Source organism: Streptomyces himastatinicus ATCC 53653 (assembly GCF_000158915.1).
Classification (GTDB): domain Bacteria; phylum Actinomycetota; class Actinomycetes; order Streptomycetales; family Streptomycetaceae; genus Streptomyces; species Streptomyces himastatinicus.
In genome coordinates, this window is sequence record NZ_GG657754.1 from 622,480 (window position 1) to 639,117 (window position 16,638).

Below are 16,638 nucleotides of genomic sequence, written 5' to 3' on the forward strand. Positions count from 1 at the left end.
CCCGCCTCGGCGAGATCGGTCAGGCTCGTGGCAAGCGCCTCGTACGAAGCCTGCTCGCCGTCGGTATCCGCCAGGACGAACCGGCCCGGGTTCTCGGTGATCGCCGAGCGCACCAGGCCCCACACCCCGGCGCCGACGAGATCGTCGGACTCGACGACGGCGCCCGAGGTGAGCACGGCGAGGCGGGACGTGGCCAGACGCGGCTCGGCCAGCCACTCCCGTACGACGCGGAGCACGCCGCTCACGGCCTCGGTCACCCGGGCCTCGGCACCGGCACCGCCGGCCCGCGTGACCGGGAGCAGAACGGTGCCGGGAACGTCGGCGCCGCCGTCCAGGGCGGTGACGAGTTCGGCGAGGTCCGCGCGGCCGGTCACCGGGATCCCGGCGTCCTGCCATGGCCGCGCGTCGCCCAGGACGGTCCAGGCTTCCGGCTCCCCTGGATCGGCTGCGGGGGCGGGGGCGGGGGTCCAGTCGAGCCGGAACAGGCTGTCGACGGCCGGAGCCGCGGCGGCCGTGTCGGTGGCCGAAACGGGCCGCAGTACGAGGGCGTCGACCTCGGCGACGGGCTCACCGGACGTGTCGGCGACGCGCAGTCCGACCTCACCCGGTGCGCGGACGGACAGCTGTGCCCGCACCTCGGGGGCGCCGACGGCCGACAGCGATACGCCGGACCACAGGAACGGCAGCAACGCCTTGCCAGGGCTGTCAGCTTCGTCCGGTGCCGGCGCCGGGTAGTCGACTCCGAGGGCGTGGAGGACGGAGTCCAGCAGTGCGGGGTGCAGCCCGAAGCCGGTCGCGTCCGCCTTGGCTTCCTCGGGCAGGGCGGCCGTCACGAACAGGTCGTCGCCCAGCCGCCAGACCTCCCGCAGCCCCCGGAACACCGGGCCGTAGGCCATACCTGTCCCCGCCAGCCGCTCGTAGAGTCCGTCGACCGGCATCGGCTCCGCACCAGCGGGCGGCCAGGCCCGCAGATCCCAGTCGGCGGCGGGCTGATCGGCGGTCAGGGTGCCGGTGGCGTTGAGGGTCCACGGCCGGTCGGCCGGAGCGCCCTCGGTGCGGGAGTGGATCCGCACGGTCCGCGGGCCTTCGCCTTCCGCGGGCTCGATGGCGATCTGCACCTGGACCGCGCCGTCGCGCGGCACCACCATCGGGGACCGCAGGGTCAGCTCCTCGACCCGGTCGCAGCCGACCTGGTCGCCCGCCTGCACGGCGAGTTCGACGTAGGCGGTGCCCGGCACCACGATGGAGCTGCCGACCACGTGGTCCGCGAGCCAGGGGTGAGTCGCCGCGGACAGCCGCGATTGCAGGACCGCGGTGTCCGAGTCCGCCAGCCGTACGGTGGCGCCCAGCATGGGATGCCCGGCCGCGCCGAGCCCCAGCCCGCTGGTGTCGATCGCCGGGCGCGGGTTGTCCAGCCAGTACCGTTCGCGCTGGAACGCGTAGGTCGGCAGCTCGACCCGGCGTGCACCGGTCCCCGCGAACACGCCGGACCAGTCGACGCCCGCGCCCCGCACATACAACTCCGCGACGGCCGTCAACACGGCCTCGGCCTCGGCCCGGCCCGCACGCAAGGTGGACACCGCCACCGCCGGCTCGGCCCCCGCCCGGGCCAGCGCACTCAGAACAGGATCAGGCCCGACCTCCAGCAACCAGCTCGCACCCTGCTCGCCGGACGCGGTCAGCAACGCGTCATGGAAGCGCACCGGACGGCGGACCTGATCCACCCAATACTCCGGAGTGACCCAGTCCTGCCCACCGACAAGGGCACCCGTCACCGTGCTGACGGCCGGAAGCACCGGCTGCCGGTAGGCGACACCCGCCGCGACCTCGGCGAACTCCGCCAGCATCGGCTCCATCAACGGCGAGTGGAACGCATGACTCACCCGCAGCCGCGACACCCGCCGACCCCGCTCCCGCGCGACCGCCATCACCCGCTCGACCACGTCCTCGCCGCCGGAGACGACCACCGCGGTCGGCCCGTTGACCGCCGCGACCGTGGCCCGCTCCCCTTCAGCAAACCCGCCGAGGATGTCGGCGACCTCGGCCTCGGTGCCCTCGACCGCCGCCATCGCACCACCCGAAGGCAGCCCCTGCATCAACCGCGCACGACCCGCCACCAACCGCGCGGCGTCGGCGAGATCGAACACGCCCGCTGCGTAGGCGGCGGCCAGCTCGCCGATCGAGTGGCCCAGCACCACATCCGGACCCATGCCCCACGACCGCAGCAACTCCACCAACGACACCTGCACCGCGAACAACGCCGACTGCGCATACCCGGTGCGATCCAGCAGAGCCGCCTCCGCAGAACCCTCCGCCGCGAACAACACCTCCCGCAACGCAACGCCGAAGCCCGGCCCACCCGCCAACCCGGCATCCAGGTGGCCGCACACCTCATCCAGCGTCTTCGCGAACACGGGGAAGGCGGCATACAGCTCACGGCCCATACCCAGCCGCTGACTCCCCTGCCCCGTGAACATCCAACCCGTACGCCCCTCCGACACCACACCGGACACCACAGAAGGGCCACCGTTGGCCAACGCGACGACGCTCTCGTACAGCCCGTCCCGGTCGGAGCCGAGCACGACGGCGCGATGGTCGAGCGCTGTGCGGGTCGTCGCGAGGGAGAAACCCACGTCGGCCGGGGGCGGGTCCTGCCCGTCAGCCCGCTCGTCCAGGAAGGCCGCCAGCCGGGCGGCCTGGCCCCGCAGGGCCTCCGGCGTCCGGCCGGACAGCACCCACGGCACCGCCGGCAGGTCCACCGGCGGCGGCTCCTCGGCGGCGTCCGGGGTCGGCGCCGGGGACTCGGGGGCTTCTTCGATGATGACGTGGGCGTTGGTTCCACTGATCCCGAACGACGACACCGCGGCGCGGCGCGTGCGTTCGGCCCGGGGCCATTCCCTCGCCTCGGTCAGCAGCTCGACCGAGCCGGACGCCCAGTCGACGTGGGACGACGGCTGGTCCACGTGCAGCGTCCGGGGCAGCCGCTCGGCGGCCAGCGCCATGACCACCTTGATGATTCCAGCGGCACCGGCGGCGGCCTGCGTGTGGCCGAGGTTCGACTTGATCGAGCCCAGCCACAACGGCTCACCGCCGTCACGGCCCTGACCGTACGTCGCGAGCAGCGCCTGCGCCTCGATCGGGTCGCCCAGCCGCGTCCCCGTGCCGTGCGCCTCCACCGCGTCCACGTCGGACGCCGAGAGCCGCGCCGAGGACAGCACAAAGACGGATCACCCGCTGCTGCGACGGACCGTTCGGCGCCGTCAGACCGTTCGACGCACCATCCTGATTGACCGCACTCCCGCGCACCACCGCCAACACCTCGTGCCCACGCCGCCGGGCCTCCGACAGCCGCTCCAGCACCAGCACCCCGGCACCCTCGGACCAGCCGGTGCCATCCGCCGCCTCGGCGAACGCCTTGCACCGGCCGTCGGGCGCGAGCCCGCGCTGCCGGGAGAACTCGACGAACGTGGCGGGCGTGGCCATCACCGTGACGCCACCGGCCAGCGCCGTGTCGCACTCCCCCGCCCGCAGCGCCTGGCAGGCCAGGTGCAGCGAGACCAGGGACGACGAGCACGCGGTGTCGACCGACACCGCCGGGCCCTCCAGGCCGAGCACGTACGACAGGCGGCCCGAGGCCACGCTCGGAGTGCTGCCGGTCTGCAGGTAGCCGGCGGATTCGCCGCCGTCCTCGTGGGCGAAGCCGCCGTACCCGTTGGCCGAGATCCCCGCGAAGACACCGGTCGAGGATCCGCGCAGCGACAGCGGACCGATGCCCGCCCGCTCCAGCGCCTCCCACGCCGTCTCCAGCAGCAGCCGCTGCTGCGGATCCATGGCCAGGGCCTCACGCGGCGAGATCCCGAACAGCTCCGCGTCGAAGTCGGCCACGTCCGGCACGAATCCCCCGACCCCGGCGTACTCGGTGCCCATCGCCGCGCTGGTGGCGTCGAGCAGCCCCGGTACGTCCCAGCCGCGATCGTCGGGGAACGGGGACATCCGCTCGCCGCCCGAGGTCACCAGGTCCCACAGCGCTTCCGGCGAGGCGACCCCGCCCGGGAAGCGGCAGCCCATGCCCACGATCGCGATCGGCTCGTCGGCGACCGATGCCGTCGCCTCCGGAGTGCCGTCCCGGTCCACCGACCCGCCCAGCAACTGCCCGCGCAGGAAGGCCGTGAGGGCGGCGGGCGTGGGGTAGTCGAAGATCAGCGTGGTCGGGAGCGACAGGGCGGTCGCACCGCCCAGGCGGTTGCGCAGGTCCACCGCCGTCAGCGAGTCGAAACCGAGGTCCTTGAACGGGCGCTCCGGGGCGATCGCGGTGGGTGAGGCGTGCCCCAGCACCGCCGCGACCTGGGACCGCACCAGGTCCAGCAGGAGGCGGCCCTGTTCCTGCGCGGACAGCCCGCTCAGTCGGCGCGCCAGTTCGCCGTCGGTCGGAGCGGCGTGAGCCGGGCTGTCGGCCGCGCGCGCTGCGGCGGCCTCGGGGAGATCGCCGATCAGGGCGCTGGGCCGGGAGGAGGTGAACGAGGGCGCGAAGCGCTGCCAGTCCACATCGGCCAGCATCGCGCACACGCGGCCTTCGGCCATGGCCTGCTGCAAGGCCGCCATCGCGCGCCGCGGCGGAAGCGCCTTGAGGCCGCGCCGCCGCAGGTACTCCTCCACGCCCCCGTCCGTCACCATCCCGGACTCGCCCCAGGGGCCCCAGGCCACCGAGGTGGCGGGCAGTCCCAGGCCGCGCCGGTGCTGCGCGAGCGCGTCGAGGTAGGTGTTGCCCGCGGCGTAGGCCGACTGACCCGCGTTGCCGAGCGCTCCCGCGATGGAGGAGAACAGCACGAAGGCGTCCAGCTCCAGCTCCGCGGTCAGCTCGTGCAGATGCCGCGCCGCACCCGCCTTCGCGGCCAGCACCCCGGCCAGCCGCTCCTGCGTCAGATCCGTGGCCAGTCCGTCGTCCAGCACACCCGCGGTGTGCACCACGCCGGTCAGCGGCGCGTCTTCGGGAACGCCGTCGAGCACGGCGGCGAGGGCTTCACGGTCGGTGATGTCGCAGTCGGTGACGGTGACCCGCGCACCGAGTGCGGTCAGCTCCTCGCACAGCTCCTTCGCGCCCGGGGCCCGAGCCCCCCGGCGGGAGACCAGCACCAGGTGCTCCGCACCGCGCGAAGCCAGCCAGCGACCGACATGCCCGCCCAGTGCGCCGGTTCCGCCGGTGATGAGCACGGTGCCGCGCGGCCGCCAGCCTTCGCCGTCCGGGGCCCCCGCCCGGTCGCGGACCACGCGGGCCGCGAACACGCCCGAGGGCCGCACCGCGAGCTGGTCCTCGCCGTCGCCGTCGCCGTGGGCGGCAGCGAGCACGGACACCAGGCGGGTCCACGCTTTCTCGTCGGCGTTCTCCGGCACGTCCACCAGGCCGCCCCAGCGACGCGGCTGCTCCAGCGCCACCGTACGGCCGAAGCCCCACAGCTGAGCCTGCGCCGGATTCGCCAGGTGCTCGCCCGACCCGACCGAGACCGCCGAGCGGGTCACGCACCACACCGGGAGCTCGGTGTCCCCGAGCGCGTGAATCAGCGTCAGTGTCGTCGCGGTCACGGTGGACGGTTCGTCGGAGCCCTCGGCGAGGAGGGACACGATCCCCGCCGCAGCGCCGTCGGCGGTGGTACGAAGGCGATCGGCCAGCGTGTCGGCGGTGTCCGTGGCGGCGACCGGCAGGACGCGCACCTCCGCGCCGCCCGCACGCAGTGCCCGCACGCACGGCTCGGCCCGCGCCTCGTCCGCCTCCGGCACGGCCACCAGCCACGTGCCCGACAGCCGACCGGTGTTCGGGAGAGTCACCGGCTTCCACGTGATCCGGTACCGCCAGTCCGCCAGCTCGGACCGCTCCCGCTGCCGCTGGCGCCAGTCCGACAGCATCGGCAGCACCGCGTCGAGCGGCGCGGCCGACTCGACGCCGAGCCGCCCGGCCAGCGCATCGGCATCGCCCCGCTCGACCAGGTTCCAGAACTCGGTCTCGATCCCTTCGGCGCCGCCGCCAACGGCGCGTTCCGGCTGCTCGGTCGCCTGGTCCCGCAGCCAGAACCGACGGCGTTGGAAGGCGTACGTCGGCAGGTCCACCCGCCGCGCACCGGTCCCGGCGAACACGCCGGGCCAGTCGACGTCCGCGCCCCGTACGAACATCTCGGCCACAGCCGCGAACACGGTCTCGGCTTCGGCCCGTCCCTCGCGCAGCGCCGATACGGCCACCGTGCTGCCCGCGGCGGACTGCGCGAGCGCGCTGAGCACCGGGGCGGGGCCGAGCTCCAGCAGGCGGGTCGCGGCATGTTCCGCGGTCGCCGTCACGACGGCGTCGTGGAAGCGCACCGGGCGGCGCACCTGGTGCACCCAGTACTCCGGGGTGACCCAGTCCTCCCCGCCGACCAGGTCTCCGGTGACCGTGCTGATCGCGGGAAGCGTCGGCTGCCGATAATCGATGGTGGCCGCGATCTCGGCGAACTCCGCCAGCATCGGCTCCATGAGCGGCGAGTGGAACGCATGGCTCACCCGCAGCCGCGACACCCGGCGGTCCTGCTCCTGCGCGCTCGCCATGGCCTGCTCGACCACGGCCTCGTCCCCGGAGATCACCACGGCGTCCGGGCCGTTGACCGCCGCGATCGCCAGCCGCTCGCCGTCCAGGAGTGTGCCCAGGACCTCGACGGCCTCGGCCTCGGTGGCTTCGATGGCGGCCATCGCACCCCCCGTGGGCAGCGCCTGCATCAGCCGTGCGCGGCCCGCGACCAGCCGGGCCGCATCGGCCAGTTCGAAGACACCCGCGGTGTACGCGGCGACGAACTCACCGACCGAGTGGCCGAACACCACATCCGGGCTCATGCCCCACGAGCGCAGCAGCTCGACCAGCGCCGTCTGGACCGCGAACAGCCCGGTCTGCGCGTAGCCCGTGCCGTCCAGCAGCCCGGCCTCGTACGAACCCTCCGGCGCGAAGAGCACGTCCCGCACCGGCACCTCGAAGCCCGGCTCTCCGCGCAATGCGGCGTCCAGCTGGGCGCAGACCTCGTCGAGGGCCCTTGCGAACACCGGGAACTGGGCGTACAGCTCGCGGCCCATGCCCGCGCGCTGGCTGCCCTGTCCGGTGAACATCCAGCCCGTACGGCCTTCGCCGACGACGCCGGATATGACCGCGTCATCGCCGTCGGCGAGCGCGGTGACGCCGGAGCGCAGGGCGTCGAGGTCGCCGCCCAGGACCACGGCGCGGTGTTCCAGCGTGGCGCGGGTGGTGCCCAGCGAGAAGCCGATGTCGAGCGGGGAGCCGTCCCCGGCGTCCAGGAGAGCCGCGAGGCGACCGGCCTGGGCCCGTACCGCCTGCGCGGTGCGACCCGACAGCACCCAGGGCACGATCGGCAGCTCGGCCGACGGCTCCTCGACGGCGGCCGGTGCGGCCTGGGGGGCCTCTTCGAGGATGATGTGGGCGTTGGTGCCGCTGATCCCGAACGAGGAGATCCCGGCCCGGCGCGGACGGTCGCCCGACGGCCATTCCCGGGCCTCGGTCAACAGCCGTACCGTGCCCGATTCCCAGTCCACGCGGGAGGAGGGTTCGTCCGCGTACAGCGTCTTCGGCAGTCGCTGCTCCCGTAGCGCCAGGACCATCTTGATCAGTCCGGCGGCTCCGGCGGCGGCCTGGGTGTGGCCGAGGTTCGACTTCACCGAGCCCAGCCACAACGGCTCACCGCCGTCACGGCCCTGACCGTACGTGGCCAGCAGGGCCTGCGCCTCGATCGGGTCGCCAAGGCTCGTGCCGGTGCCGTGCGCCTCCACCGCGTCCACGTCGGCGGGCGACAGCCTGGCCGCGGCGAGGGCCTGGCGGATCACCCGCTGCTGCGACGGGCCGTTCGGCGCCGTCAGCCCGTTCGACGCACCGTCCTGGTTGACCGCACTGCCGCGCACCACCGCCAGCACCGGGTGACCGAGGCGCTGGGCGTCGGAGAGACGCTCCAGCACCAGCACCCCGGCACCCTCGGACCAGCCGGTGCCATCCGCGCCCTCCGCGAACGCCTTGCAGCGGCCGTCCGCCGCCAGCGCGCGCTGCCGGGAGAAGTCCACGAAGAGGTCCGGTGTCGCCATGACGGTGGCGCCGGCGGCCAGGGCCATCCGGCACTCGCCCGCCCGCAGCGCCTGGGCGGCCAGGTGCAGGGCCACCAGCGCCGACGAGCAGGCGGTGTCCACCGTGACCGCGGGACCTTCCAGGCCCAGTGCGTAGGAGACCCGACCGGACAGGACGCTGGCCGCGGACCCGGTGGTCACGTATCCCTCGACGTCCGCGGCCGGGCCCCGCGCGGTGTGCTGGTAATCCTGGCCGTTGGTCCCGGCGAACACCCCGGTGGCCGAGCCGCGCAGCGACAGCGGGTCGACGCCCGCCCGCTCCAGCGCCTCCCACGCGGTCTCCAGCAGCAGCCGCTGCTGCGGATCCATCGCCAGGGCCTCACGCGGCGAGATCCCGAACAGCTCCGCGTCGAACTCCGCCGCGTCGTGCAGGAATCCGCCGACACGGACGTACGACGTCCCCGAGTGGGCCGGGTCGGGGTGGAACAGCCCGTCGACGTCCCAGCCCCGGTCCACGGGGAAGGGCGAGAGCCCGTCACGGGCCGTGGACAGCAGGTCCCACAGCTCTTCGGGCGAGGCGGCGCCGCCCGGGAAGCGGCAGCCCATGCCCACGATCACGATCGGGTCGTCACCGGCCCCCAGCGGTGCGAGTGCCGCGTCGGTGTGCCCGGCCTCGTCGGCCGTCACGCCGAGCACCTGCCCGCGCAGGAAGGCCGTGAGCGCGGCGGGCGTCGGGTGGTCGAAGATCAGCGTGGTGGGCAGACGCAGGGCGGTGGCGGTGGCGAGCCGGTTGCGGAACGAGACGGCGGTCAGCGAGTCGAAACCGAGCTCCTTGAACGCCCGCGCCGGGTCGATGGTCGCCGGGGTGGCGTGCCCGAGCACGGCCGCGACCTGCGACAGCACCATGTCCAGCAGCATCCGGTCCTGCTCGGCGGCCGGGCGCCCCCGCAGCCGCAGCGCCAGCTCACCGCCCGCCGGAGCGGACGGGTCGGCGACCCGAGTACGCGCCTGGTCCGCGACCTCGGGAAGCTCGGCGATCAGCGGGCCGGGGCGGGTGAAGGCCACCGAGGCCGCGAAGCGTTCCCAGTCGACGTCGACCACGACACGGGCCGCGCGACCGTCGTCGAGCGCACTCCGCAGGGCGGCGATGGCCCGGTCCGGGTCCAGCGGGCGTACGCCCAGGCGGCGGAAGTGCTCCACCACCCGGCCGTCGGCGGCCATGCCGTCGCCGCTCCACGGACCCCAGGCCACCGAAGTGGCCGGCATTCCCAGGCCACGCCGGTGGTGCGCCAGGGCGTCCACGTACGCGTTGGCGGCGCCGTAGGCCGCCTGGCCCGCGTTGCCCAGCACGCCCGTCATCGAGGAGAAGAGGACGAAGGCGTCCAGTTCACGGCCGGCCGTCAGCTCGTGCAGATGGCGGGCGGCGTCCGCCTTCGCCGCGAGGACGCCGGCAAGCCGTCCGGCGTCAGCTCGGTGGCCGGGCCGTCGTCGAGGACCCCGGCCGTATGGACGACTCCGGTCAGCGGCGCCTCCTCCGGAATGGCGTCCAGCACCTCCCGTACGGCCGCACGGTCACCGACGTCGCAGGCCGCGAAGGCGACCTCGGCGCCCAAGTCGGCCAGCTCGCACCGCAATTCGTCCGCACCCGGTGCCTCGGCGCCCCGACGGGACACCAGCAACAGGCGTTCGGCGCCGGAAGAGGCCAGCCAGCGGGCCACATGCCCGCCCAGTGCGCCCGTACCGCCGGTCACCAGCACCGTGCCGCGCGGCCACCAGGAATCCGTGTCGTCGCTCGCGGCCGTGTCGCGCACCAGCCGGGCCCCGAACACGCCCGACGGCCGTACCGCGACCTGGTCCTCGCCATCCGTCGCGGCGAGCACGGGCGCCAGTCGCGCAAGGCTGCGCTCGTCGGCATCGTCGGGCAGGTCGATCAGCCCGCCCCACCGGTCCGGCTGCTCCAGCGCCACCGTACGGCCCAGCCCCCACAGCTGGGCCCCCTCCGGATTCGCCAACCGCTCACCCGAACCGAGCGACACCGCGGAGCGGGTCACACACCACACACGCGCCCCGGTCCCGGAATCGGCCAGCGCCTGCACCAGAAGCAGCGTCGTGACCGTGCTCGTCAGCAGGGACACCACACCCGTGGGCTCGGCGTCCTCGGCGCGGAACCGGGTGGCCAGCGACTCCCGGGTGTCCGCGTCGGCCACCGGCACGACGATCACTTCCGCGCCGGACGCCCGCAACGCCTGGACCACATCGTCGTATGCGGCGCCGGTCTCCGACGGGACCGCCACCAGCCAGGTGCCCGACAGCCGGGCGGTGGCCCGGCGTGGCACGGGCTTCCACGTGATCCGGTACTGCCGGCCCGCCAGCTCGGACTGCTCCCGCTGCCGCTTGCGCCAGTCCGACAGCATCGGCAGCACCGCGTCCAGCGGCGCGGCCGGCCCGACACCGAGCCGCCCGGCCAGCGCATCGGCGTCGCCCCGCTCGACCAGATCCCAGAAGGCGGCCTCGCCACCGTCGGCCGTGCCGGGCGCGTCCCGCCGCGAGACGGCCAGGTCCGGCAGCCAGAACCGCTGCCGCTGGAAGGCGTACGTCGGCAGGTCCACCCGCCGCCCACCGGCCCCGGCGAAGTACGCGCCCCAGTCGACCTCGACTCCGCGGACGAACAGCTCGGCCACCGCCGTCAGCACGGTCACGGCCTCGTCGCACCCCTCGCGCAGCGCGGACACGGCCGCTACGTCCAGGGCGGACTGAGCGAGCGTGGTCAGGACGGGGTCAGGACCGACCTCCAGCAGGCGGGTGACGCCCTGGGTGCGGGTGGCGTTCTCGATGGCGTCGTGGAAGCGGACCGGACGGCGTACCTGGCGCACCCAGTAGTCGGGGGTCGCCCAGTCCTCTTCGCCGACCAGCCCACCGGTGACCGTGCTGAGGGCCGGGAGGTTCGGCTGCCGGTAGGTGATGCTCGCCGCGATCTCGGCGAACTCCGCCAGCATCGGCTCCATCAGCGGCGAGTGGAACGCGTGGCTCACCCGCAGCCGGGACGCCCGGCGGTCCTGTTCACGCGCGGTGGCCATGGCCCGTTCGACCGCGACCTCGTCACCGGAGACCACGACCGACCTCGGGCCGTTGACGGCCGCGATCGCGATGTGCGCGCCCAGCCCGGTGAGGATCTCGGCGACCTCGTCCTCGGATCCCTCGATGGCGGCCATCGCCCCGCCGGCGCGTCGCCCACCACCGCCGTCGGCGGAATCGCTTCCCGAGCCCCCGGCGTTCGAGGGGAGCGCCTGCATGAGCCGCGCACGGCCTGCCACCAGCCGGGCGGCGTCGGCCACTCCGAAGACACCCGCGGTGTACGCGGCGACGAACTCACCGACCGAGTGCCCCAGCACCACGTCCGGGGCGGTGCCCCACGACCGCAACAGTTCCACGAGCGCGACCTGGACGGCGAACAGTGCCGTCTGGGCGTAGCCGGTGTGGTCCAGCAGTTCCGCCTCGGCGGAGCCCGCCGCCGCGAACAGCACCTCCCGTACGGGGACCGGGAACTCCGTGGCGCCGTCCAGCGCGGCCTGGAGGTGTTCGCACACCTCGTCCAGGGCTTCGGCGAAGGCCGGGTAGGCGCCGTACAGTTCGCGCCCCATGCCGATGCGCTGGCTGCCCTGCCCGGTGAACATCCAGCCCGTACGGCCCTCCGTGACCACGCCGGAGATCATGAGGGCGCCATCGTGGGCCCGTGTCGAGACACCCGCTCGCAGGGCGTCGTAGTCGGTGCCCAGCACCACCGCGCGGTGCTCGAACGCCGCGCGCGTGGTCGCCAGCGACAGGCCGAGGTCGGCGGCGGAAGCGCCGGGCTCCCCGTCGAGGAACGCCGCGAGCCGCGCGGCCTGCGCCCGTACGGCCTGCTCGCTGCGGCCGGACAGCACCCAGGGCACCACAGGTGCCGTCCAGGGCCGCTCCTCCGCGACACCGGCGGGCTGCTCGGCCTCGGGGGCTTGTTCGATGATGGTGTGGGCGTTGGTGCCGCTGATGCCGAACGACGACACCCCCGCCCGCCGGGGGCGGTCGGCCTCCGGCCACGCCACGGGCTCGGTCAGCAGCCGTACGGTGCCGGCCGACCAGTCCACGTACGGGGTGGCCTCGTTTGATGTGCAGCGTGCGCGGCAGCACGCCGTTCCGCATCGCCAGCACCATCTTGATGACACCGGCCACGCCCGCCGCCGCCTGGGTGTGCCCGACGTTGGACTTGAGGGAGCCCAGCCACAGCGGCTGGTCCTCGTCCCGTCCGCTTCCGTACGCCGAGATGATGGCGTCGGCTTCGATCGGGTCGCCCAGGGTGGTGCCGGTGCCGTGGGCTTCGACGGCGTCGACCTCGGCCGGGTTCAGCCCGGCGTTGGCGAGGGCCTGGCGGATCACGCGCTGCTGTGAGGGGCCATTGGGGGCGGTCAGGCCGTTGGACGCGCCGTCCTGGTTGACCGCGCTGCCCCGTACGACGGCCAGCACGTGGTGGCCGCGGCGGCGGGCGTCGGAGAGGCGTTCGACGAGCAGCATGCCCGCGCCTTCGGCCCAGCCGGTGCCATCGGCGGCCGCGGCGAAGGGCTTGCAACGGCCGTCGGCGGAGAGGCCACGCTGCTGGCTGAACTCGACGAACATCCCGGGGGTCGACATGACCGTCGCACCGCCCGCCAGCGCCATGTCGCACTCGCCCTGGCGCAGGGCCTGGCAGGCGAGGTGCAGGGCGACCAGGGACGACGAGCAGGCGGTGTCCACGGTGACCGCCGGTCCTTCGAAGCCGAAGGTGTAGGCGAGGCGGCCGGAGGCGACGCTGTTGGACGTGCCGGTCAGGGCGTGCCCTTCGGTGCCTTCCGTCGCCTCGTGCAGGCGCGGGCCGTAGTCGTTGTGCATGACCCCGGCGAAGACACCGTTCGCCCTGCCCCGCTGGGACGCGGGGTCGATCCCCGCGCTTTCGAAGGCTTCCCAGGCGGTCTCCAGCAGCAGCCGCTGCTGCGGGTCCATGGCGAGGGCTTCACGTGGGGAGATCCCGAAGAAGTCCGCGTCGAACTCGGCGGCTTGGTGGAGGAAGCCGCCGTGCCGGGTGGTGGACTTGCCCGGACGGCCCGGAGCGGCGTCGTACAGGCTGTCGGTGTCCCAGCCGCGATCGGCCGGGAACGGGGAGACCGCGTCGCCTCCGGCGGTGACGAACCGCCACAGCTCCTCCGGGGAGTCCACGTCTCCGGGAAGCCGGCAGCTCATGCCGACGATGGCGATGGGTTCGTCGGCGGCGGGTGTGACGGCGGCCGGTGCGCTGGGTGCCTGCGGCGATTCGGCGGCCAGCGACGCGAGGTGGCCGGCGAGCGCGGTGGGGGTGGGATGGTCGATGGCCACGGCGGTCTCGAGCCGTAGTCCGGTCGCGGTGGTGAGCTGGTTGCGCAGCTCGACCAAGGTGAGCGATTCGAGGCCCAGTTCCTTGAAGGTGAGGCCGGGCTGGACCGCTTCCGGCGAGGGGTAGCCGGCGACGGCGGCGACATGGGCTCGGACCAGTTCCAGCGCTGTCCGTTGCCGCTTCGCCCGGGACAGGCCGGCCGTCCGGTGTGCCCAGGACTGTCCGTCGGATTCGGCGTGTTCGGCGGCGTTAGCGGCGTCGGGGGACTCGACGGGTACGGCGTCCGCGTGGCCAGCGGCGGCCGGTAGCCGGAGGGCCGGGCCGTCGGCCGTGGCGGTCTCGGACAGCCAGTAGCGCCGGCGCTGGAAGGCGTAGGTCGGCAGCGGGACCCGGCGGGGGCGCCGGTCGGTGAGCGCGGTAGCGAACACGGCGGCCCAGTCGACGGTGGAACCGTGGACGTGCGCTGTGGCGAGCGAGGTGACGAACCGGTCGAGGCCGCCCTCATCTCGGCGGAGCGAGCCCACGTAGACGGCCTCGTGACCGGCCGCTTCCGCAGTTTCGCCCACCCCCGTCCCCAGGACGGGGTGCGGGCTCATCTCGATGAAGATCCGGTGGCCCTGGCCGAGGAGTCCCTCGACGGCCTGGTCGAAGCGGACGGTGTGCCGCAGGCTGCTGTACCAGTATCCGGCGTCCAGTGCCGAGGGGTCGAGCGATCCGCCCTCCATCGACGAGTGGAACGGGATGTCCGTCGGGGTCGGTGTGATGTCGGGCAGCGTGTCCAGGAGTCTGGTACGGATCTCCTCCATCTGGGTGGAGTGCGATGCGTAGTCGACCGGGAGCCTGCGGGTCCGGACGCGGTCGGCGGCCAGCGTCCGCACGAGGTCGTCCAGTGCTTCCGGGTCGCCGGAGACGACCACGGAGCCGGGGCCGTTGACCACGGCGACGGACAACCGTGGGCCCCACGGCTCCAGCCTGCCGGTGATCTCGTCAAGGGGAAGCCCGACGGACACCATGCCGCCCCGGCTCGCGAGGTCCGCGAGCACCTGACTGCGCAGGGCCACCACGCAGGCGGCGTCCTCCAGGGAGAGGGCACCCGCCACGCATGCGGCGGCGATCTCGCCCTGGGAGTGGCCGACCACGGCCGCGGGCTCGACCCCGTACGAGCGCCAGAGGGCGGCCAGGGAGACCATCACCGCCCACAGCACCGGCTGGACCACGTCGACGCGGTCAAGACCGGGGGCGCCCGGCACCCCGCGCACGACGTCCTCCGGGGACCACGGCACATGGGGGGCGAGCGCATCGGCACACTCCCGCATGCGGGCGGCGAAGACCGGGGAGGAGTCGAGCAGTTCGACTGCCATACCGGCCCACTGCGAGCCCTGGCCCGGGAAGACGAAGACCGCCCGGTCACCGGCCGGTCCTGTGCCGCGTAGGACACCGTGGGCGGTGCCACCGCCGGCAAGGGCGTCCAGGCCCCGCAGGAAGCCGTCACGGTCGGTGGCGAGGACGGCCGCGCGGCAGGGGAAGTCGGCGCGGGTGGTGGCCAGCGAGAAGCCGAGGTCGGACGGCTCCAGCTCGGCGTGGTCCCGGACGTGCGCCCGCAGCCGCCTGGCCTGGGCCCTCAGGGCGGTCTCGGTCCTGCCGGAGATCACCCAGGGGAGGGAGGGACGCGACCCGTCGGTGGCGGCGGCGGTGCTCCCGACGGGTTCTCCCGGCTCGGGCCGCGACGGCACGAGAGCGGCCGGGCGGTCCTGGGCGGCGGGGCCTTCGGCCAGGATCAGGTGGCAGTTGGTACCGCCCATGCCGAAGGCGCTCACGCCGGCCACGAGCGGCCGTTCGGGGTATTCCCATGCGCCCAGTTCGCGCTGCACGCGCAGGCGCAGCGTGTCGAGGGGGATGGCGGGGTTGGGGGTTTCGTGGTTTCAGGCTCGGTGGCAGCTCGCGGTGGCGGATGGCGAGCGCCGTCTTGATGAGGCCGACTATTCCGGCAGCGCCTTCGAGGTGACCGAAAGTTGGTCTTGGCAGAGCCCACGGCGAGCGGGCGGTCGGCGGGACGGGCGGCTCCCAGGACCGCGCCGAGGGCGGCTGCCTCGACGGGGTCGCCGGCCTTGGTCCCGGTGCCGTGCAGTTCCACGTACTGGACCTGTGCCGGGTCCACTTCGGCCCGCTCGTAGGCCAGGCGGAGGATCTCCTGCTGGGCGCGGGGGTTCGGCGTGGTGAGACCGTCACCACCGCCGTCGTTGTTGACCTCGCTGCCGAGGATCACGCAGTGGATGGAGTCGCCGTCGGCCAGCGCCTTCTTCAGGGGCTTGAGGACGACCAGGCCGCCGCCCTCGCCCCGGACGTAGCCGTTGGCCCGGGCGTCGAAGGTGAAACACCGGCCGTCGGGCGACAGGCCGCCGAACTTCTCGACGGCGGCGGTGCCGTCGGCGAGCAGGTTCAGGTTGACACCGCCCGCGATGGCCAGGGTGGAGGTGCCTGTGCGCAGGCTCTCGCAGGCCAGGTGTACGGCGACGAGCGACGACGACTGGCCGGTGTCCACGGTCAGGCTCGGCCCGTGCAGGCCCATGAAGTAGGAGACGCGGTTGGCGATGATGCTGCGGTGGAGGCCGGTCAGGCTGTGCCGGGTGAGGGCGTCGGTCCCCTGCCGGCGGGTCAGTGTGGCGTAGTCGTCCGCGATGGCGCCCACGAAGACGGCACAGTCGCTGCCCCTGAGCGTTCCGGGAACGATTCCCGCGTCCTCCAGGGCCTCCCAGCTGAGTTCCATGGTCAGCCGTTGCTGCGGGTCCATCGTGGTGGCTTCGCGGGGTGAGATTCCGAAGAAGCCCGGGTCGAACCGGTCGACGTGGTCGAGGAACCCGCCCCAGCGGATGCCGGACGTCCCGGGGACCGCGGCGTGTGTTTCCCATCGGCCGGGCGGCGCCTCCTCGATGGCGCTCGCGCCGGACCGCAGGGCCTGCCAGAACGCTTCCGGGTCCGCCGCCTTCGGCAGGCGGCAGGAGAGGCCCACGACGGCGATCGCGTCGTCCGGCGGTGTGCCGGCGTCGGCGGACACGGCGGCTTCTGGATCCCGGGCCGTCGGCCCCCCTGTTCGGTTCGCGCGTCCCGTGCCGGACTCGTCCGTCGACTGCCCCGGAAGTTCGGCCGGAGGTTGCTTCGGCAGATTCATCAGCAGT

1 protein-coding gene and 1 pseudogene are annotated in these 16,638 nt (G+C 73.8%); both read right to left on the reverse strand.

What is annotated here, in order from left to right:
* On the reverse strand, window positions 1–3,185 hold a 3,185-nt coding region (locus SSOG_RS55485; protein ID WP_425385461.1), incomplete at its 3' end, for a type I polyketide synthase.
* Window positions 3,094–16,517: pseudogene (locus SSOG_RS58225) on the reverse strand (type I polyketide synthase). The pseudogene SSOG_RS58225 and the gene SSOG_RS55485, both read right to left, overlap by 92 nt.
* Between the last annotated feature and the right edge of the window lie 121 nt (window positions 16,518–16,638).